Genomic DNA, 18,173 nt, shown 5'->3' with positions numbered 1-18,173 from the left:
CGAGGCTCCGGTGTCGTGGTCCGATCAACCCAAACGCTCGCAGCGGGACGCGTTCCAAGGCGTCCCCGTTCTCGCGAGCGCAGCGGAGCAAGGAAGGAGCGATCGGGTCACGACCTGGGCCCAGCGCCCTTAGCGGCGGAGCCGCGCTGAACGGGCGCAGTCTGGACAGGATCTAATCCAGCCGGCCGGACGTTGGCGGACCAGATTCCAAGCTGCGCGCGGCGTCCCACGCGCGGTGCACGGGCTGGATGGCAGCATGACAGACGCGACTCCGACGAAGCCGCTCGCGCTGACGCGGCGTGCCGTGGTGGAGGGCTGTGCGGTGGCCGGCGCACTCGGTGCCCTCGGGTTCCGGCCCAGTCCCGCGATGTCCGCGGCGGCGCCGGGCGATCCGGCTCCGCAGACCATGCCGGTGCGGCTCAGCATCAATGGCCAACCGCACGATCTCGTCCTCGACACCCGCACGACGCTCCTCGACGCTCTGCGCGAGCACCTCGCGCTCACCGGCACCAAGAAGGGCTGCGATCACGGCCAGTGCGGGGCCTGCACGGTCCTGGTCGACGGCCGGCGGATCAATTCCTGCCTGACGCTCGCGGCGATGCATGAGGGCGACCCGATCACCACGATCGAGGGCTTGGCGGACGGGGACAAGCTCCACCCGATGCAGGCGGCGTTCCTGGAGCATGACGGCTTCCAGTGCGGCTACTGTACGCCGGGCCAGATCTGCTCGTCGGTCGGCATGCTGAGCGAGGCCAAGGCCGGCTGGCCGAGCCACGTCACCGAGGACGTCGCGGCGACTCCGACGCTCAGCGACGCCGAGATTCGCGAGCGGATGAGCGGCAACATCTGCCGCTGCAGCGCCTACCCGAACATCGTCGCGGCGATTCGCGACGCCGCCGCCACCAAACTCTGAGGAGGCGCAGATGAAGGCCTTTGCCTACGAGCGCCCCGCCACCGTGCAGGACGCCGCGAAGCTCGCGGCCGAGCGGCCGAACGCCAAGTTCATCGCCGGCGGCACCAACCTCCTTGACCTGATGAAGCTTCAGATCGAGACCCCGGCGACGCTGATCGACGTCAACCGGCTGCCGCTCGACACGGTCGAGGCCACGCAGGACGGCGGCCTGCGCATCGGCGCCCTGGTGCGGAACGCCGACCTCGCGGCCGACACGCGGGTCCGAAAGGACTACGCCGTGCTGGCGAAGGCGCTGCTGGCCGGCGCCTCGGGGCAGTTACGCAACAAGGCGACCACCGCCGGCAACCTCCTCCAGCGGACGCGCTGCTACTACTTCTACGACACGGCCATGCCCTGCAATAAGCGCGAGCCCGGTTCCGGTTGCTCGGCGATCGGCGGGTTCAACCGGATCATGGCGGTGGTCGGGGCGAGCGAGGCCTGCATCGCCACCAACCCGTCCGACATGAACGTCGCCATGCGCGCCCTCGACGCGACGGTGGAGACGGTGAACCCGGACGGGCAGGCACGCAGCATACCGATCGCCGACTTCCACCGGCTGCCGGGCGACACGCCGCAGATCGAGACAGAGCTGCGCAGGGGTGAGATCATTACGGCCGTGACGCTGCCGAAGCCGGTGGCCGGCACGCACATCTACCGGAAGGTCCGCGACCGGGCGTCCTACGCGTTCGCGACCGTGTCGGTGGCCGCCGTGATCGCGGGCGCCGAGGGTGGCAAGCCCCAGGCCGCGCGGCTCGCCTTCGGCGGCCTGGCGCACAAGCCCTGGCGGGTGGCCGAGGCAGAGACGGCGCTGGTGCAGACCGGCTCGGCCGACGCCGCCGCCGACGCGGTGCTCAAGGGCGCCCGCGGCTACGGCAGCAACGACTTCAAGATCCCGCTGACGCGCCGGACCCTTCGGGCCGTCGTGGCGCAGGCGACCCGCGCGTAGATCCCGGCAAGGACCGTTCCCATGGAGATGAACCAGCCGATCGGCCGGACGCCCCTCGACGACCGGCCCGACGGGCTCGTCGGCAAGCCGCTGAACCGGGTCGAAGGCAAGCTCAAGGTCACGGGTCACGCGCCCTACGCGTACGAGACCCGGGCCCTGAAGAACCCCGCCTACGGCTTCATCGTGGCGGCCACGATCGCGGCCGGCACGATCCGGTCGATCGACGCGGAGGCCGCCCGCAAGGCGCCCGGCGCGATCTTGGTGATGACCCACGAGAACATGCCCGAGCAGGGCGAGAAGAAGGAGCAGGTCTGGCCGCAGCTCCAGGGGACGGAGGTCCGGTTCTACGGGCAGCCGGTCGCCTTCGTGGTCGCCGAGACCTTCGAGCAGGCGCGCGCCGCCGCGATGCTGGTCAAGGTCCGGTACGACGCGGCCAAGCCCAAGGGGCGGCTCAAGGACAGCCTGGCGGCGGCCTACGAGCCGAAGCCGGTCAACTCGCCGCCGGATTCCAAGCTCGGCGACTTCGACGCCGCCTTCGCGGCCGCACCGGTCAAGCTCGACGTGGAGTATGTCACGCCGAACCAGATCCACGCGCAGATGGAGCCGCACGCCACCATCGCGTCCTGGGAGGGCGACGGGGTCGTGCTCTACACGGCCAACCAGATGCCGAACCGGGGCCAGAAATCCCTCGGCTCGGTGCTCAAGCTCCCCCCCGAGAAGGTGCGCATCGTCAGCCCCTATATCGGCGGCGGATTCGGCGCGAAGCTGCAGGTCCAGCCGGAGGCGACGCTCGCGATCCTGGCCTCGAAGGTGATCCAGCGTCCCGTGAAGGTCGCGCTCACCCGGCAGCAGGAGTTCCACGTCGCGACCCACCGGACTGACACGATCCAGCGGATCCGCCTCGGCGCCGACCGCGACGGCCGTCTCTCCGCGATCAGCCACGAATCCTGGTCCGACACCGCCGAGGGCGACGGGTTCTTCGAGACCTCCGCCAATGTCACCCGCTCTCTGTACGCCGCGCAGAACCGCGTGACGCGGCACCGGCTGGTGAACCTCAACATGCCGATCGCCTCGGCGATGCGCGCTCCCGGGGAGGCCGTAGGCCAGCTCGCCTTCGAGTGCGCCATGGACGAGCTCGCCGAGCAGCTGAAGATCGACCCGATCGAACTCCGGGTGCGCAACGAGCCGGCCGAGGATCCCGAGAAGAAAGTCCCGTTCTCGACCCGCAAGCTGGTGCCTTGCATGCACGAGGGCGCGCGCCTGTTCGGCTGGGACAGGCGGCAGGCCGCGGGCTCCCGGCGCGAGGGCAACTGGCTCGTCGGCATGGGCATGTCGGCGGCCGCGCGCCTCAACCCGCTGATGCCGTCCGCCGCGAAGGTCCGCCTCGGGCCGGACGGCGTGCTGGTGGTGCGGATGGCGATGACCGATCCCGGCACCGGCACCTACACGATCCTCACCCAGATCGCCGGCGAGATGCTGGGGCTGCCGCCCGAGCGCGTGCGGGTCGAGATGGGCGACACCGAGTTCCCGTTCGCGGCCGGCTCCGGGGGATCCTTCGGCGCCGGCTCGGCGGGCTCGGCGCTCTACGTCGCCTGCGACAACCTCCGGCAGGCCCTGCTCAAGGCCGGCGACCTCAACCCGGACGGCGCCACCTTCCGCGACGGCGCGGTCACGTCCGGCAACCGCACCGAGTCGCTCACCGATCTCGCCAAGTCCGGGCTGGAGGCCTCCGGCGAGATCAAGCCTGGAGACATGAAGCAGAAGTTCTCGCAGTACTCGTACGGGGCGCACTTCGCAGAGGTCGGGGTCGACGTCGATACCGGTGAGATCCGGCTGCGGCGGATGCTCGGCGTGTTCACCGGCGGGCGCATCCTCAACGCCAAGACCGCGCGCAGCCAAGCGATCGGCGGCATGACCTTCGGCGTCGGCGCGGCGCTGATGGAGGATGCCGTGGTCGATCCGCGCTACAGCTTCTTCGTCAACCACGACATGGCCGAGTACCACGTGCCGGTCCACGCCGACCTCCCGGAGATCGACGCGGTGTTCCTGCCGGAGCTCGACGACAAGGCGAACCCGCTGAAGAGCAAGGGGCTCGGTGAGCTCGGCATCTGCGGCGCCGGCGCCTCGCTCGCCAACGCGATCTACAACGCCACCGGGATCCGGGTCCGCGACTACCCGATGACCCTCGACAAGATGCTCAAGGGCTTCGAGGAGCAGGAGGGCCAGGCGCAGCGGCGGACCTGAGGGCCAGACTGCCCGGGGGCCGCGCTCGCCGGCGGAGCGACGGCCCCAGTTGACGCAGGCGCGCCCAGGCGGGACACCCGGCGAAAAGCCGCCCGCGGGGAGCGCCCGGTGTCCGACAGCCAGCACGATGACCGCCGTCCGCCGGCCCGCTTCAACGCGGCGCGGTACTGCCTCGCCGAGAACGCGCGCCTGCGTCCCGACAAGACCGCCCTGGTGATGGTCGGCGAAGGCACGGCGGACCGCCTCAGCTTCGGCGAAGTCGAGCGGGCGGTGCGCGGCATCGCGGCGGGTCTCCTCGGCCTCGGCCTGAGGCCCGGCGACCGGGTGATGATCCGGATGGGCAACGAGGCCGACTACGTCCTCGTCTACTTCGGTGCCCTGACGGCCGGCCTCGTGGCGCTGCCGTCCTCGCCGCAGCTCACCGAGAGCGAGGCGGCGTTCCTCATGGACAATTCCGGGGCCGCCGCCGTGGTGATCGGAAGCGGCTGCACGGTCGCGCCCGAGGCCCTGGGCGGGCGCCTCCTGCTCGACGCCGCCGCGGTCTCCGCCCTGAAGGCTGGCGCGCCCCTGCCCGACTACGCCGACACCGCCGCCGACGACCCGGCGATGCTGATCTACACGTCCGGCACGACCAGCCGGCCGAAGGGCGTGCTGCACGCGCACCGCGCCGCCTATGGCCGCCGCCCCATGCTCGACCACTGGCTCGGGCTCACCGAATCCGACGTGATGCTCCACGCCGGCACCATGAACTGGACCTACACGCTGGGCGTCGGCCTGAGCGATCCCTGGTCGGTGGGCGCGACCGCGGTGCTCTACAATGGCCCGCGCGATCCCGGGGTCTGGCCGCGCCTGATCGCGGCGTACGGCGCGACCCTGTTCGCCGCCGTCCCGACGCTCTACCGCCAGATCCTCAAGTACGGCGACCTCGGCGCCCACGACCTGTCGAGCCTCCGCCACGGCTGCACGGCCGGCGAGCCCCTCGCGGTGGAGCTGCTGGAGGCTTGGCGGCAGGCCACCGGCAAGCCCCTCTACGAGGCGCTGGGGATGAGCGAGATCTCGACCTACATCTCCAGCGGCCCGACCATCCCGGTGCGCCCCGGCTCGCCCGGCAAGCCGCAGCCGGGCCGGCGGGTGGCGATCCTGCCCGTGGCGGGCGAGCCCGAGCCGCTCCCGGCCGGAGAGAGCGGGCTCCTCGCCGTCCACCGGACCGAGCCGGCGCTGATGCTCGGCTACTGGAACCGGCCGGAGGAAGAGGCGGAGGTCATGCGCGGCGACTGGTTCGTCGGCGGCGATCTCGCCCGCCTCGACGCCGACGGCTACCTCTGGTTCGAGGGCCGCAACAACGACCTGATGAAGGCGATGGGCTACCGGGTCTCGCCGAACGAGGTGGAGGCGGTGCTGTCGACCCACCCGTCCGTGGCGGAAGTGGGCGTCGCCGAGCTGCCGGTGCGGGCGGACGTCTCGGTCATCTGCGGCTTCGTGGTGCTGCAGGCGGGCGCCGAGCCCGACGCGGAGGCCCTGCTCGCGTGGTGCGCCGAGCGGCTTGCCGCCTACAAGCGCCCGCGGGAGATCCGCTTCCTCGACGCCCTGCCGCGCACGGCGAACGGCAAGGTCCAGAGGAAGCGGCTGGCCGAGGCGGTCACGGGATGATGCGCGGAGGCCTTCCTACAGCAGCGTCCCGCGCAGGATGAGCAGCGCCACCGAGAAGTAGATGACGAGGCCGGTGACGTCGACCAGCGTCGCCACGAAGGGCGCCGAGGCGGTGGCCGGATCGAAGCCGATCCGCTGGAGCAGGAACGGCAGCATCGAGCCGGCGAGCGATCCGAAGGTCACGATCCCGACCAGCGCCGCGCCGACCGTGGCGGCGACCAGCGGCCAGTGCGCGCCGTAATCGTAGAGGCCGAGCTTCTGCCACGCGACGATCCGGATCACCGCGATCACGCCGAGGATCGCGCCGAGGAAGATCCCGGTCGGCAATTCGCGCAGCGCCACCCGCCACCAGTCGCGCAGGCGGATCTGGTGGAGCGCCAGCGCCCGGATCAGCAGCGAGGTCGCCTGCGAGCCGGAATTGCCGCCGGAGCTCATGATGAGCGGGATGAACAGGGTCAGGACGATCGCCTTCTCCAGCTCGCCCTCGAAGCCCTGCATGGCCGAGGCGGTGAGCATCTCCGACAGGAACAGCGCGCACAGCCAGCCGGCCCGCTTCCGGATCATCGTGAAAAAGGCGATATCCATGTAGGGCTCGGGCAGCGCCTCCATGCCGCCGAAGCGCTGCACGTCCTGCGTTTGCTTCTCGATCATCGCGTCGATCATGTCGTCGACGGTGACGATGCCGATCACGTGGCCGACCGCGTCGACGACCGGCAGCGCCAGGAGGTCGTACTTGGAGATCAGCCGGGCCGCCTCCTCGCGGCTCGCCGTGGGCGAGACCGCGAGCGGCCGGCGTCCCGGCGCGACGCTGAGCACGTTGTCGCCCGGGTCCCCCGAGATCAGGCGCCGCAGGGGCACCGCCTTGGTGAGCGCGCGGGTACGCGGGTCAAGCACGAAGATCGCGTAGATCGTCTCCCGGGTCTTCTCGACGTGGCGGATGTGCTCCAGCGTCTGGCCCACCGTCCAGGTCCCCGGCACGGTGACGAACTCGGTGGTCATCAGCGAGCCGACGGTCTCCTCGCCGTAGGCCGACAGGCGATCGACAGCACCGCGGGTCTCCGCGTCGAGGCGGGCGCGCAGGTCGGAGCGGCCCGGCTCCTCGATCTCGCGGAACACGTCCGTGACCCGGTCGGCCGACATGCCCGACAGGTAGCCCGCGACCCGGTCCCGCGGCAGCATCTCGATGATGTCGGCGGCGCAGTCGAGTTCCGGCTGGTCCAGCACCTCGATCGCCCGCTCCAGCGGCAGGCCGAGCAGGATGGCGGCGGCGACCTCGGGTGCTTCGTCGTTCAGGGCCTCGACGATGTCGGGCGCCCGTTCGTCCGACAGGCGGGCGGCCAGCACGGAGGGATCGACGCGCGTATCGAAGGGGGCGATCTCGTTCATGGCCTCGCCTCGTGGGTTACGAGGCGACGCGGCGCCGGTCATCCTGGGTCTGGGCCGTGGCCGGCCGCCGCGTCGGTCGCCCCGCGGCCGGGCCTCTCAGCGGCTCAGGCGGAACGACGGCACGGGGCCAGGCACGGCAGGCACGATCGGTCGGGCACGTCGCTTCGCGGGTCGCTGCTGGAATGGGAGCGCGACACCGTCGAGGACACCGTCGCGCGGGTGCGTCGTGCGCCCGGGCGCGGGGCCCGTCAAGCCGAAACCGCGCCCATCCGCAGCCGATGCCGAACAGGGCTCCGGCGGGTGGCCGCGCGGCCACGGAACGACCCCGCGCCGCCCACGGCCAGGCTCCCTATGAGAAATATAAGTGTTGTGCTCGCTTGTATTGCGTCCAAGATATTGCCTATATGGATCGCAGCAACAGCGAGGAGAAACGCCATGGCTTGGTCTGCCCCGATCGTGTCCGAGATCTGCGTCGGCATGGAAGTCACAAGCTACGAGTCCGCCGAGATCGACACGTTCAACTAAGTCGCGCGCGGTCCGGAGCGCGGTTCGCTCCGGCGTTCGTGGCCTCTCTATCCATCGCATCAACTTACCTGGAGGAAATCATGGCTTGGTCCGCCCCCGTCGTCTCCGAGATCTGCGTCGGCATGGAAGTCACCAGCTACGAGTCCGCTGAGATCGACACGTTCCACTAAGACGTCGCTCTGACGTTTCCGGGCGCTGCTTCATCCGAAGCGGCGCCTTTTTCTTTGCGCGCTCGCCACGCGCCGCGCCTCGGCTTGACGGGCCGCACCAAACCTGTGCCGCTGCGGCGCCCCGGACCAGCCGGGCCTGCGGAGCGAGCGAGGACCAGTTTGGCGGACAGCGCGCACACGGCCGACCGGTCGATCCCCCCCTGCCCGATCACCGGTGCCCCCGCTCTGCGCTGCGTCGAGCGCCTGGACGCCGGCTTCCTGACGCTCCTCTGGCACTATTCCGGCCGCGTCGATGTCGGGCCGCTGCTCCGCCCCGCCGGCACGTTCCGGCTCTGGGAATCTCCTACGGGACTGATCTTCTTCGATCCGCCGGTGGCCGGCGACGCGGCCTTCTACCGGGCGTTCTACGGCCGGATCGCCGCGCACGATAAGCTCGCCGGCCCGGAGACGGAGCGCCTGGAATTCCGCCAGGCCGCCGCGCACGTCCCGTCCGGAGCCCGGGTGCTCGATGTCGGCTGCGGCCACGGCGGGTTCCGCGCCTACGTGCCGGACGCCACCTATACCGGCCTCGATCCGAACTTCTCCGCCGAGGACCCGACTGGCGCGATCCTCAACGAGACCGTGGAGGCGCACGCGGCGCGCGTCGGGCCGGTCTACGACGTCGCCTGCGCATTCCAAGTGATCGAGCACGTGGCGGACCCGCTGGGTTTCGCCCGGGCTCTCGCGGCCTGCGTCAAGCCGGGCGGCGTGGTCCTGATCGGCACGCCGCTCTGGCCCTCGCCCAACACCACGGTCCCGAATTTCGTCATCAACGCGCCGCCCCACCACCTGACGTGGTGGACGCCCAGAGCCCTGGAGGCGCTGGCCGGGACGCTCGGCTGCACGCCCGAGGCCGTCCACGCCATCGGCATGGACCGGCACGATTCGCTGATCCACTGGATGGCCAAGGTCAGCCCCGTCCGCTGCCGCGACCGCTTCTTCCGGCGGACATGGTCCTGGGCGGCGGCGCTCGCCTTCGCGTACGGCGTCGGCGCCGTCCTCGACCGCGTCCTGCCGGTGCCGAAGCGGACCCGCCCGAACGCGCTGCTGCTCGCGGCGCGCAAGGCGGCCTGACCCGTCACGCCACGAACAGCCCCGCGATCGTCGCGCTCGTGAGGTTCGACAGCGTCCCCGCGAGGATGGCCCGCAGGCCGTATCGGGCGACCTCCGAGCGCCGCTCCGGGACGAGGCTGGAGAAGCTCGCGAGCTGGATCGCGATCGACGCGAGATTCGCGAAGCCGCACAGGGCGAAGCAGACGATGGCCTGCGCCCGCGGCTCGAGGGTTCCGGCTTTCAGGACCGGCGACAGGTTGGCGTAGGCCAGGAACTCGTTGAAGGCGAGCTTCTGGCCGATCGCCCCGCCGACCAGGGTCGCCTGGTCCCAGGGCACGCCGAGCAGCCACGCCAGCGGGGCGAGCGCCCAGCCGAGAACGCCCTCGAACGAGGCGGACGGGTAGCCGATCCAGCCGCCGAGGGTGGCGAACAGGCCGTCCGCCAGCGCGATCAGCCCGACGAAGGCGATCAGCATGGCCCCCACCGAGACCGCCACCGCGAGCCCCTTCTGAGTGCCGTCGGCCGCCGCCTCGATGATGTTGGCCGCCCGCGTCTCGCCGAACTCCACCCGGGTGGTGGCGATCCGGGTCGGCTCCGTCGAGGGCATCAGGATCTTGGCGTAGACGAGGCCCCCCGGGATCGCCATCACGGAGGCCGCGAGCAGGTAGGTCATGGGCACGCCGAGCGCCGCGTAGCCGGCCAGGATCGAGCCCGCCGTCGACGCGGCGCCGCTCGACATGACGGCGAACAGCTCGGCGCCGGTCAGCAGGGCAAGGAACGGGCGCAGGGCGACGGCGATCTCGCTCTGGCCGATGGCGATCGTGATCACCGCCGAGAACGACTCGATCGGCGAGGTGCCGAGGATCCGCCGGAGCACGGCGCCGAGCCCGCGGGCGAGCGCCTGCATCACGCCGAGATGGTATAGCACGCCGATCAGCGCGGAGACGTAGAGGATCTGCGGCAGGACCCGCAGCGCCAGGATGAAGCCTGAGCCGCCGAACAGCTCGAACATCTTCGGCTCGACGAGGCCGCCGAACAGGAAGGCCGTGCCGCGGTCGCCGTAGGACAGCACGGTCACGACCGCGTCCGCGGCGGCGCGCAGCGCGGCCTGCCCGGCGGGCAGGAACAGGACCAGCGCGCCGAGGCCGACCTGCAAAGCCAGTCCCGTGAGGACCATGCGGGGACTGATCGCCCGCCGGTCCGTCGAGAACAGGAACGCGACCGCGAGCAGCACGAGCAGGCTGAGGCCGGCATGGGTCAGGCGGTCGAGCATCGCGTCCTTCGGGTCCGAGCTTGGCCGGAGCGCATGGAAGGATCGGGCCAGTGGCCGTCAAGTAGGGCTCTCGGGCGCGAGATAGGGCGCGAAGAGGTCGCGGACCTGCGCGAAGCCCCAGTCCCGATCCGCTTCCGTCAGGGCGGTGCCGCCCTGGAGACGATGGCTCATCCAGTGGCTCGACACGATCCAGGCGTTGTCGATGAGTCGCCCGAGCGCGTCCGGGGAAACGCGCAGCCGCCCCGCCCGCACGGCCGCCTCGAACACGGCGCGGGCCAGCGCCTGGGTCTCGGCCCGCAGCGCGTGCACCCGGGCGCGCAGGGCCGGCGCGATCTCCACCATGGCGATACCGTCGCGGTAGACGCAGCGGTAGCGCCACATCAGGTCGAACCACGCCCTCTGGTAGGCGAGCAGCGCCTCCGGCGCCGCGGGGTCGGCGGGCATCCGGCCCGCCACCGCCACGGCCTCGGTCTCGAAGGCCGCGAACAGGGCTTCGACGAGGCCGCGCTTGCGCGGGAAATGGTACTGCAGATTGCCCTCGCGGATCCCCGCCGCGGCCGCGATCTCCGCCGTCGTGACGTGGCCGAGGCCGCGGGCATTGAACAGCGCGAGGCTGACGGCGAGGATCCGGGTGCGCGTGTCGGGCGACGCGGCCGCGGGACCGGGCTCCCGGCCGACCTCCCGCTCGCGCTCGACCCTCCGACCCTCGCCCCGCGACATGACCCCGTCCCCGTCTAGGGTGCCCACCCTAGACAATCCGGCCGACGGGGCCTATCCCCCGTGGACGATCCGATCCAGATCGGCGGCACGGGGGGCGCGGTTTGGCACAGCGGTTCCAACTCGCGGGCGCGGTGGCCCTGATCACCGGGGCGGCGAGCGGCATCGGCGCGGCGCTGGCCGAGGGCCTCGCCGCGAGGGGCTGCACCCTTCTCTTGGTGGACCGAGACGAGACTGGCCTCGCTTCCGTCGCCGCGAAGATCCGCGGCGTCACGGTGGAGACGCGCGTCCTCGACCTCACGGATGCCGCGGGGATCCGCGCGCTGCCCGCCTGGGTCGCGGAGCGGTCCGGGCATCTCGACCTCCTCATCAACAATGCCGGCGTCGCCCTGGGCGGCCGGTTCGACGAGACGCATCTCGACGATTTCGAGTGGCTGCTCGACATCAACCTGCGCGCCGTCGTGCGGATGTGCCACGCCTTCCTGCCGATGCTCCGCGCCCGGCCGGCGGCGCAGATCGTCAACCTGTCGAGCTTGTTCGGTCTGATCGCACCGCCCGGCCAGGTCGCCTACTGCACCAGCAAGTTCGGCGTGCGTGGCTTCTCGGAGGCGCTGCGGCACGAGTACGCCGGCACCGGCCTCGGGGTGACGGTGGTCCACCCGGGCGGCGTCGCCACCGCCATCTCCCGGAACGCCCGCGGCCGGCGGCCGCCGAGCGATCCGGAGGCTGCGAAGCGCGCGGCCGTAGAGGACGAGGAGGCGCGGGAGGCGTTCGGCAAGCTCCTGACCCTGGCGCCCGCCGACGCGGCCGCCGCCATCATCCGCGGCATCGAGGCCCGGGCGCCCCGGATCGTCATCGGCAAGGACGCGAAGAACGCCGCGCTGATCCAGCGGCTGATGCCGGTGGGCTACTGGAAGACGATCGTGCGCCTGTCCGGCGGGACGCTCTGAGATGGCGAGCCTGCGCGCGTATCTCGGGGCCTACATGGTCCGCAGCCGGGTCCGCGGCCCCCTGTCCCGGGCGCGGGACGCGGCCGCGTTCCGCCGGATCTTCGAGGCGCCGACCTTCCCCGACCCCAAGGGCGTCACCTACGAGCCGGGCATCGTCGGTGGCGTGAAGGGCGAGTGGGTCCGGCCGAAAGCGGGCCCCGGTCGGCGGATGCTCTACATCCACGGCGGCGGCTTCATCGCCTGCTCGCCCCGTACGCACCGTCCCGTCACCGGCGCGCTGGCGAACCGGGGCTTCACGATCTTCGCGCCCGAGTACCGCCTCGCCCCCGAGCACCCTTTCCCCGCGGCGGTCGACGACGTGACCGCCGTCTGGGCGGCGTTCAGCGCCGAGGGCGCCGCCTGCGTGGCGGGCGAGTCGGCCGGCGGCAACCTCGCCCTCGTGCTGATGGGCGAGGCCCGCGCCCGCGGCCTGCCGATGCCCTGGGCGGCGGCCCTGTTCTCGCCGGCCACGGACTTCATGTCCGAGGACGGATCGCGGGTGACCAATGCGTGGCGCGACGCCATGTTCGACCCGCAGGCGCTCGCGGCGATCCGGCCGATGTATCTGGGCGCGGCCGATCCGGCCGATCCGCGGGTCTCGCCGCTCTACGGCGACCCGACCGGCTTCCCGCCGCTGCTGTTCCATGTCGGCGCCCGCGAGGTCCTGCGCGACGATTCCGTGCGCATGGCGGAGCGGGCCCGCAGGGCCGGCGTCGAGACGGAGCTCAAGCTGTTCCCGGTCGTGTCCCACGCATGGCAGTTCGCCGCCAGCATGCTGCCGGAGGCGCGGACCTCCCTCGATGAGGCCGCGGCCTTCCTGACGGCGCACGCGCCGCACGCCCCGTCCGGGAGCACCCAGCGATGACCGAGCCCGCGGACGAGACCCTGGCCGTCCTGATCATCGGCGCCGGATTCTCGGGGCTCGCGATGGCGATCCGCTCCCGGCAGGCGGGAATCGGCCCGCTGCGGGTGATCGAGAAGGCCGACGGCATCGGCGGCACGTGGCACGACAACACATACCCGGGGGCGGCCTGCGACGTCCCCTCGCACCTCTACTCGCTGTCCTTCGCGCCGAAGGCCGACTGGAGCCGGATGTACGCGCCGCAGCCGGAGATCCTGGCCTATCTCCGGGACACCGCCGAGCGGAACGGCCTGACACCCCTGATCCAGCTCGGGACGACCTTCACCGGCGCCACCTGGGACGCGGCGCGCGCCCTGTGGCACGTGGAGACCGACCGGGGCCCGATCACGGCGCGCGCGATCGTCGCGGGCATGGGCGGGCTCCACCATCCGGCCTACCCGGATATCCCCGGCCGCGACGCGTTCGCCGGCCCCGCCTTCCACACGGCGGCCTGGGACCACTCCGTGGCGCTGGCCGGCAAGCGGGTCGGGGTGATCGGCACCGGCGCCAGCGCGATCCAGGTGGTGCCGGAACTCGCCGCCGTCGCGTCGCACCTGACGCTGTTCCAGCGCACCCCGCCCTGGATCATGCCCAAGAACGACCACGCCATCGCGGAGCGGGCCCGGGAGCGCTACCGGCGCCTGCCGCTCAGCCGGCGGCTCGAGCGGGCGCGGCTGTTCTGGCTGCACGAGGTGCGGGCGCTGCTCGGCTTCACCAAGGTCTCGAAGCTCACCGGCCAGGCCGAGTCCCTGGCGCGGCACCATCTCGCCAAGGCGGTCCCCGACAAGGCCCTGCGGGCGAAGCTGACGCCGAATTACCGCCTCGGCTGCAAGCGGGTGCTGATCTCCGACGAGTACTACCCCGCGCTCCAGCGTCCGAACGTCACCCTGGAGACGGACGGCATCGCCCGGATCACCGAGACCGGCGTGACCACCGAGGCCGGGCGGCATCACGACCTCGACGTGATCGTCTACGCCACGGGCTTCGACGTGGCCGCGACCTTCGCGCGGATGCACCTCGTCGGCCGCGACGGCCGGAGCCTGACCGAGGCCTGGTCCGGCGGCGTGGGCGCCTACCAGGGCATCACGGTCGCGGGATTCCCCAATTTCTTCATGCTGCTCGGGCCCAATACCGGGCTGGGCCACAACTCGGTCATCTCGATGATCGAGATCCAGGTGCAGCACGTCCTCGACTGCCTGAAGGCGCTGCGCCGCGGGAGGCAGACCATCGAGGTCCGGCCGGAGGCCCAGGCCCGGTTCGTGGACCGGATCCACAGCCGCATGGCCGACAGCATCTGGCAGGCCGGCGGTTGCCGCAGCTGGTACCTCGACGCGACCGGGCGCAACAACACCCTCTGGCCCGACTCGGTGATGGCCTATCGCCGGAGCGCCCGCCGGGCCCGGCTGGGGGATTACAGGCTCGGCTGATCGGGGCCTGCGGCGCCGTCACGGATCCGCCCGCGCCGACGGGGGCGGACGCGATCCGGCGCGCGCTGTCAGAACGCGAAGCCCGCCTCCGCCGCGAAGGCCTCGAGACCGGGCAGCGACGCGTCGAACAGCGGCCGAGCGCCGAACGCGTCGCCGGCACGCACGAAGAGCGTGACCTTGGCGTTGCGGTGCGGACCGAACACGCAGACCAGGCGACCGTCGTCCTTGAGCTGGTTCAGCAGCGCCTGCGGCCGGACCTCGACCCGGCCGTTGATCAGGATGACGTCGAAGGGGCCCTGCTTGGGCGCACCGTCGGCGATCGGGCCTTCGATCACCTGGGCGGCGGCGCCGAGCCGGGTGCGCGCCGCCGCGGCGAGATCGGGCACCGATTCCAGCGCCGTCACCTGCGCGCCGAGTTCCGTCATGACGGCGGCGGCGTAGCCGTAGCCGGTGGCGACGTCGAGGGCGGCGACGCCCGGCCGGACCCGCAGGGCCTGGATCATCCGGGCTACGACCATCGGGGCCGGCATGCAGCGGGTCTCGCCGCCGGCCTCGCCCAGGTTCAGGGTCTGGTCGATATACGCGAAGGGCTCGCGGCCCTTCGGCACGAAGGCCTCGCGCGGCACGGTGTCGAACGCGTCGAGCACCGTGTTGTCGTTCACGTCGAAGGTCCGCAACTGGCAGTCGACCATCATCCGCCGCGCCTGCGCGTAATCGATCATCGATACGTGTCCTCGAACCGGATCGGAACGCCGCGTCGGCCGGGCTCCAGCGGACGGCCGGCAGCCCCGGCCAAGCCTAAGCTTCCCGGACGGGGGGCGTTTTCGGAGATCATTGCCCAAAACGCAAGGTGAGCCGACGCGACAGCCGAAGATGGCCCCGGAGGACGCGGCGGTGCACCGAATCCCGGCCGACGTTACGGTGGCCGCGGAGTGTCGCCTCCCTGCCGCCCGGGCCGGTCGCACTCCCCGGCGGACCGTTGAATAAAGAGTGCAGAGCGGGCGGTCCGCGAGGCCGCCGCCACCGGGAGACATCATGACGCCGATCAGCCAGCCGATCCTGACCCGCGGCCTCGCCGCCGCCCTCGCCGGACTCAGTCTCGGCCTGATGGGATCCGGCCCGGTCGTCGCGCAGGAGACGCCCGCGACCGCCGCCCCGCCGCCCAGCGTCCAGGTCGATCGCGGCTCGGCGCTCTACGGCCGGCCCGAGGGCGGCGCCGCGGCCAAGCTCGCGCCGGTGGCCGGACCGCCTCTGGCGACCGCGGCCGCCAAGCTGCCGCTCGACAAGCTGAAGGTCCCGGAGGGTTTCAAGATCGAGGTCTACGCCAGCGGCCTCGCCAACGCCCGCGAGATGACCCAGGCGCCGGACGGCACGCTGTACGTGGGCACCCGGACGGTGGGGAAGGTCTACGCGGTGCTGCCGAAGGCGGACGGCGACGGGAAGCGCGAGGTGAAGACCATCGCGACGGGCCTGCACCGGCCGAATGGCGTCGCGTACCACGACGGCGCCCTCTACGTCGCCGAACTCTCGAAGATCTGGCGCTACGACGACATCGCGAACCATCTCGACGGCGCGGCGAAGCCGACCCTGGTCTACGACGACCTGCCGAAGGACGAGGCCCATGGCTGGAAGTTCATCGCCATCGGCCCGGACAACAAGCTCTACGTCCCGGTCGGCGCGCCGGGTAACATCGTGATGCCGCCGGACACGCACGCGCAGATCCGGCGCATGGACCTCGACGGCAAGAACGCCGAAGTGGTCGCCCGCGGCGTGCGCAACACCGTCGGGTTCGACTGGAACCCGAAGACCAAGCAGCTCTGGTTCACCGATAACGGCCGCGACTGGGTCTCCGAGGACATCCCGAACGACGAGCTGAACGTGCTCACGGAGCCGGGCAAGCAGCATTTCGGCTATCCGTACTGCCACCAGGGCACGTTCACGGATCCGGAATACGGCTGGGGCCATGCCTGCTCGGAATTCACCGCGCCGGCGGCGCTCCTCGGCCCGCACACGGCCTCGCTCGGTCTGCGGTTCTACACCGGAACGCAGTTCCCGGAGGCTTACCGCGACGCGATGTTCGTCGCCCGGCACGGCTCGTGGAACCGCACGACCAAGCTCGGCGGCGACGTGGTCGTGGCCAAGCCCGGACCGGACGGCAAGACCGCCGCGGTTGAGCCGTTCCTGACCGGCTTCCTCCAGGACAACAAGTATGTCGGCCGGCCCGTCGACGTGCTGGTCGCCAAGGACGGATCGCTGCTCGTCTCCGACGACTACAACGGCGCGATCTACCGCGTCAGCTACGGCCGGTGATGCGCCGCCCCACCCGGGCAGCCCGCGGACTGGTCCCCGCCCTCGGCGGGCTGCTGCTGGCGGGCGCGGCGCTCGCCGCCCCGGACGCGGCGATGCAGGAGCGCCTCGCCCCCTGCATCGGCTGCCACGGGGCCGGCACGTCGGCGACGGAGGGCGTGCCCTCGCTCGGCGGGCAGCTCCCGGACTACGTGGTCACGCAGCTCTTCCAGTTCCGGGAGAAGCAGCGGGAGGCGCCGCCGATGAACGAGGTCGCTGCCGGATTCTCCGACGACGACCTGCGCGCCTACGCTGACGCGGTGGCGACGCTGCCGCCGCCCGACCGCTCCGGGCCGCCGGCCGACGCGGCTCTGACGGAGCGCGCGCAGGCGCTGGTGGCGAAGCACCAGTGCAATTCCTGCCACGGGCCGGATCTCGCGGGCCGGGACGCGATCCCGCGGATCCGCGCGCAGCGGGAGGAGTATCTCGCCAAGGCGCTCGCCGGCTACAAGTCGAACGCCCGGCCCGGCTACGACCCCGCCATGAACGAGGTCGCGCAGGGCCTGAGCGAGGCGGACATCAAGGATCTCGCGGCCTACGTGTCGCGGCTCTGAGATGACATCCGTTGGACCGCGTCCACCCGTCATCACCAGCGCAGCGAAGTGACACAGGGCGGCGCGCGGCGTGTCAGCGTGGCGCTGCCTGGCTCGCTTCGCTGCTCTCGCAACAACGGCAGCGCTGGGATCACCCGTCGCGCGTCATCCCACCACGCGCAGCGCGTCGCCCCGCGCCAGCGGCCCGCCGGCGATCACCTCCGCGTAGACGCCGAGGTCGCGGTGCCCAAGGCGCGCGTCGAGGGTCCAGGGGATGTCGCAGTCGCGCACGCCACTGACCGGGTCGACGTTGGTGGCGGCGCAGCGCACGGTCCGCTTGGTGATCTTGAGCCGCAGCCCGCTCGGCGCCTCGACCACCTGCCCGACCATCTCCAGCTCGGCGAAGGGTTCGAGCCCCTCGACCAGCAGGTTGCCGCGGAAGCGCAGCGGGTCCACGGGCGCGCCGAGGTAATCCTCCACCGCGGCCACGCTCGCCCGGTTGATCAGCGATACGTAGCCGGTCGGCGAGTCGGTGAACCGGTACTGCGGCGGCGCGGCCAGCACCTTCGGCTCGCCCCGGAGGCTCTCGGGGACGTAGCGCCGCATCAGCTCCGCGAGCCCCTCGCGGCCGGACTCGGTGACGAGCCGGAAGGCCTGCGGTTCGCCGTACCCCTCCACGGTCAGCGTCGCCGTGGCATCGTCGTAGCGGGTGCGCAGGCGGGCGAGCGCCTCGTCGCGCATGAGCATCAGGTACTTGGTCTTGGGCTGGTGGCGGGGCGCAACCGCGTTGAAGCCCGATGGACCGTTCTCGATGGCGTAGAGCCGGTCGCCCGGGAAGTGGCCGCTGGTCTCGAGCGCCGCCCGCTCGACGGGTTCGGGGCTCAGGCCCTTCACCGGGTAGCGATACAGGGCGCTGACATGAATCAATGCGGTCATGCGCGGAGCGTGGCCCTGAAATGATCCGGCGCGCAAGAGCTTCGCCGCCCCTTGTGGTGCTCAATTGCAACACCACATCGGGTCTA

General features: G+C 71.6%; 17 protein-coding genes. 12 read left to right on the top strand and 5 right to left on the bottom strand.

Annotated features, from left to right (window positions below):
- Positions 1-256 precede the first annotated feature (256 nt).
- From paoA to ACLBYG_RS06815, 4 genes are all read left to right on the top strand, one after another.
- Positions 257-913 carry an aldehyde dehydrogenase iron-sulfur subunit PaoA gene (gene paoA, locus ACLBYG_RS06830; protein WP_091977717.1) on the top strand — a complete coding sequence of 219 codons (657 nt, stop codon included), beginning with the start codon at positions 257-259 and terminating at the stop codon, positions 911-913.
- A gap of 10 nt (positions 914-923) precedes the next feature.
- A complete protein-coding gene (locus tag ACLBYG_RS06825) occupies positions 924-1,898 on the top strand; it encodes an FAD binding domain-containing protein (RefSeq protein WP_447680967.1) in 975 nt (324 codons plus the stop codon).
- A 21-nt stretch (positions 1,899-1,919) separates the two neighbouring features.
- Positions 1,920-4,142, top strand: a complete 2,223-nt coding sequence (locus ACLBYG_RS06820; protein ID WP_447680966.1) for a molybdopterin cofactor-binding domain-containing protein — start codon at positions 1,920-1,922, stop codon at positions 4,140-4,142.
- A 108-nt stretch (positions 4,143-4,250) separates the two neighbouring features.
- Positions 4,251-5,792 (top strand): acyl-CoA synthetase, encoded by a 1,542-nt coding sequence (locus ACLBYG_RS06815; protein ID WP_447680965.1) that lies wholly within the window; start codon positions 4,251-4,253, stop codon positions 5,790-5,792.
- Between the two features lie 15 nt (positions 5,793-5,807).
- On the opposite strand, the gene mgtE is transcribed toward ACLBYG_RS06815, so the two are convergent.
- The gene (gene mgtE, locus ACLBYG_RS06810) at positions 5,808-7,220 is read right to left on the bottom strand and encodes a magnesium transporter (protein WP_447680964.1); all 1,413 of its coding nucleotides are present in this window, start codon (positions 7,218-7,220) and stop codon (positions 5,808-5,810) included.
- A gap of 393 nt (positions 7,221-7,613) precedes the next feature.
- On the opposite strand from mgtE, the gene pqqA (ACLBYG_RS06805) reads away from it, so the two are divergent.
- The 3 genes from pqqA (ACLBYG_RS06805) to ACLBYG_RS06795 all read left to right on the top strand — a co-directional run bounded on the left by pqqA (ACLBYG_RS06805) (position 7,614) and on the right by ACLBYG_RS06795 (position 8,986).
- On the top strand, positions 7,614-7,703 hold the full coding sequence (gene pqqA / locus ACLBYG_RS06805) for a pyrroloquinoline quinone precursor peptide PqqA (protein WP_007559223.1): 90 nt from the start codon (positions 7,614-7,616) through the stop codon (positions 7,701-7,703).
- An 80-nt stretch (positions 7,704-7,783) separates the two neighbouring features.
- Positions 7,784-7,873, top strand: coding sequence for a pyrroloquinoline quinone precursor peptide PqqA (pqqA, locus tag ACLBYG_RS06800; protein ID WP_020090597.1), 90 nt, complete (start codon positions 7,784-7,786; stop codon positions 7,871-7,873).
- A 159-nt stretch (positions 7,874-8,032) separates the two neighbouring features.
- Positions 8,033-8,986, top strand: coding sequence for a class I SAM-dependent methyltransferase (locus tag ACLBYG_RS06795; protein WP_447680963.1), 954 nt, complete (start codon positions 8,033-8,035; stop codon positions 8,984-8,986).
- A gap of 4 nt (positions 8,987-8,990) precedes the next feature.
- On the opposite strand, the gene ACLBYG_RS06790 is transcribed toward ACLBYG_RS06795, so the two are convergent.
- Positions 8,991-10,238, bottom strand: coding sequence for a NupC/NupG family nucleoside CNT transporter (locus ACLBYG_RS06790; RefSeq protein ID WP_447680962.1), 1,248 nt, complete (start codon positions 10,236-10,238; stop codon positions 8,991-8,993).
- 57 nt (positions 10,239-10,295) lie between these two features.
- Positions 10,296-10,985 (bottom strand): TetR/AcrR family transcriptional regulator, encoded by a 690-nt coding sequence (locus tag ACLBYG_RS06785; RefSeq protein WP_447680961.1) that lies wholly within the window; start codon positions 10,983-10,985, stop codon positions 10,296-10,298.
- A gap of 74 nt (positions 10,986-11,059) precedes the next feature.
- On the opposite strand from ACLBYG_RS06785, the gene ACLBYG_RS06780 reads away from it, so the two are divergent.
- The 3 genes from ACLBYG_RS06780 to ACLBYG_RS06770 are packed head-to-tail and all read left to right on the top strand — an operon-like array spanning position 11,060 to position 14,272.
- Positions 11,060-11,905 (top strand): SDR family NAD(P)-dependent oxidoreductase, encoded by an 846-nt coding sequence (locus ACLBYG_RS06780; protein WP_447680960.1) that lies wholly within the window; start codon positions 11,060-11,062, stop codon positions 11,903-11,905.
- A gap of 1 nt (position 11,906) precedes the next feature.
- Positions 11,907-12,809: an alpha/beta hydrolase gene (locus ACLBYG_RS06775; RefSeq protein WP_091679093.1), complete on the top strand. Its 903-nt coding sequence runs from the start codon at positions 11,907-11,909 to the stop codon at positions 12,807-12,809.
- A complete protein-coding gene (locus ACLBYG_RS06770) occupies positions 12,806-14,272 on the top strand; it encodes a flavin-containing monooxygenase (RefSeq protein ID WP_447680959.1) in 1,467 nt (488 codons plus the stop codon). The genes ACLBYG_RS06775 and ACLBYG_RS06770 overlap by 4 nt, the downstream gene beginning before the upstream one ends.
- Positions 14,273-14,340: 68 nt before the next feature.
- Here ACLBYG_RS06770 and ACLBYG_RS06765 read toward each other — a convergent pair whose 3' ends face one another.
- Complete coding sequence (locus tag ACLBYG_RS06765; RefSeq protein ID WP_447680958.1) at positions 14,341-14,994, bottom strand: protein-L-isoaspartate O-methyltransferase family protein; 654 nt, start codon at positions 14,992-14,994, stop codon at positions 14,341-14,343.
- Positions 14,995-15,307: 313 nt separating this feature from the next.
- Between ACLBYG_RS06765 and ACLBYG_RS06760 the strand changes: the two genes are divergently transcribed.
- Positions 15,308-16,582 carry a PQQ-dependent sugar dehydrogenase gene (locus ACLBYG_RS06760; protein WP_447680957.1) on the top strand — a complete coding sequence of 425 codons (1,275 nt, stop codon included), beginning with the start codon at positions 15,308-15,310 and terminating at the stop codon, positions 16,580-16,582.
- Positions 16,582-17,172 (top strand): c-type cytochrome, encoded by a 591-nt coding sequence (locus ACLBYG_RS06755; protein ID WP_447680956.1) that lies wholly within the window; start codon positions 16,582-16,584, stop codon positions 17,170-17,172. The genes ACLBYG_RS06760 and ACLBYG_RS06755 overlap by 1 nt, the downstream gene beginning before the upstream one ends.
- Positions 17,173-17,316: 144 nt before the next feature.
- On the opposite strand, the gene ACLBYG_RS06750 is transcribed toward ACLBYG_RS06755, so the two are convergent.
- The gene (locus ACLBYG_RS06750) at positions 17,317-18,087 is read right to left on the bottom strand and encodes an MOSC domain-containing protein (RefSeq protein ID WP_447680955.1); all 771 of its coding nucleotides are present in this window, start codon (positions 18,085-18,087) and stop codon (positions 17,317-17,319) included.
- Between the last annotated feature and the right edge of the window lie 86 nt (positions 18,088-18,173).

It is taken from the genome of Methylobacterium sp. D53M, from assembly GCF_053345625.1.
Note: the sequence above shows the minus strand (reverse complement) of the source record. Positions and strands in the feature narration are given on the sequence as shown.